Genomic DNA, 1,769 nt, shown 5'->3' on the forward strand with positions numbered 1-1,769 from the left:
GGCCAACGATCTCGCCGCGCGCCTCGCCGGCGGCGCCGACAAGGTGGTGAACTCGATCGTGGTCCGCGGCCGCGACCAGGTCATGCTCAAGGTGACGGTCGCCGAAGTCGCGCGCAACATCGTCAAGCAGCTCGGCATCGACCTCACCGCCAACCTGAACTACGGCACGTCCGTGGTGAGCTTCACCAACTCCAACCCGTTCACCGCTCTTGGCAAGAATCTGGTGGACGGCAACAGCCTGACCACGAAGTTCGGCGCGACGCCGTCGGTGCAGGCCACCCTGCGCGCGATGGAGACCGCCGGCGTGATCCGGACGCTGGCCGAGCCGAACCTGACCGCGATCTCCGGCGAGTCGGCGACCTTCATCGCCGGCGGCGAATTCCCGGTACCGGCGGGCTACGCGTGCGATCCCACGACGCATGTCTGTACCACCCAGATCAGCTTCAAGAAGTTCGGCATCTCGCTCAACTTCACGCCCGTGGTGCTGACCGAGGGCAAGATCAGCCTGCGGGTGATGACCGAGGTTTCGGAACTGTCGAACGAGAATGCGATCACGCTGTCGCAGGCCGTGACCTTGTCGACGGTGAACTCGCTCACCGTGCCTTCGATCAAGACCCGCCGGGCGGAGACGTCGCTGGAGATTCCCTCCGGCGGTGCGATGGCGATGGCCGGCCTGATCCAGCAGCAGACCAAGCAGGCGGTCAGCGGGCTGCCGGGCATGATGCAGCTGCCGATCCTCGGCGCGCTGTTCCGCAGCCGCGACTTCGTCAACAACGCAACCGAGCTGGTCGTGATCGTGACGCCTTATATCGTTCGCGCCGTGGCGCAGAAGGACCTGTCGCGGCCGGATGACGGCTTCTCCGCGCCTGCCGATCCGCAGGTCGAGCTGCTCGGCAACATCAACCGCATCTACGGCGTGCCTGGCCGGACCGAACCGGCCCGGAACTACCGCGGCACCTACGGCTTCATCACCGACTAAAGCGGAACGGGGACTTCGTTATGACCACAAGACCACCCCAGATTCGCAGAGGCGCCATCGGCTTCGGTGGCGCGCTCGTCGGCATTGCGCTTGCGCTCGGCGGCTGCCAGCACGACGAAGCGGTCACCGCCTCCATTCCCGACAGCTACAAGCAGCGTCATCCGATCGCGATCGAGGAGCAGAACCGCTCGATCGTCGTCTTCGTCGGCCACGCCCGCGGCGGGTTGACCGCGGCCCAGCGCGCCGACGTGATGGGTCTGGCATCGGCCTGGCTGCATGAAGGCACCGGCGCCATCCATATCGACGTGCCGTCCGGGACGCCCAACGCGCGTCCGGTCGCGGAGTCGATGCGTGAGATCCAGGCGATGCTGGCGGCGGCGGGCGTTCCGCCACGCGGCATCATCGCCCGCCCCTACCAGCCGGAAGACAAGCGCTTCCTGCCGCCGATCCGGCTGACCTATTCCAAGATCGCCGCGGTCGCGGGCCCCTGCGGGCTGTGGCCGGAGGACATCGGCCCTTCGATCAATAACAAGAGCTGGTTCGAGAACAAGGAATACTACAATTACGGTTGCGCCTATCAGCGCAACCTCGCAGCCATGGTCGACAATCCGTCGGACCTCGAGCAGCCGCGGCCGGAGACTCCCTCCTATACGATACGGCGCACCGCTGCGTTCGAGAAGTATCGCAAGGGAGTACCGACGGCGGTCGCCTATCCTGAGGCCGACAAGGCCAAACTCAGCGACACCGGCAGATGATCAGCTACGCCAGGCAAACACACGAAGAGCAGCCG

At 65.7% G+C, this 1,769-nt stretch carries 2 protein-coding genes; both read left to right on the forward strand.

What is annotated here, in order from left to right; genetic code table 11:
* Positions 1-979, forward strand: a 979-nt coding sequence (locus AC1D00_RS39635; RefSeq protein WP_477014435.1) for a type II and III secretion system protein family protein, incomplete at its 5' end; no start/stop codon positions are given.
* Positions 980-999: 20 nt separating this feature from the next.
* Positions 1,000-1,734, forward strand: coding sequence for a CpaD family pilus assembly protein (locus AC1D00_RS39640; protein WP_477014436.1), 735 nt, complete (start codon positions 1,000-1,002; stop codon positions 1,732-1,734).
* Positions 1,735-1,769 lie beyond the last annotated feature (35 nt).

This window comes from Bradyrhizobium sp. P2_E8 (genome assembly GCF_056403875.1).

Excerpts from the sequence above, each read along its gene's own strand:
- AC1D00_RS39640 (WP_477014436.1), top strand. The coding sequence starts at position 1,000 with ATGACCACAAGACCACCCCAGATTCGCAGAGGCGCCATCGGCTTCGGT.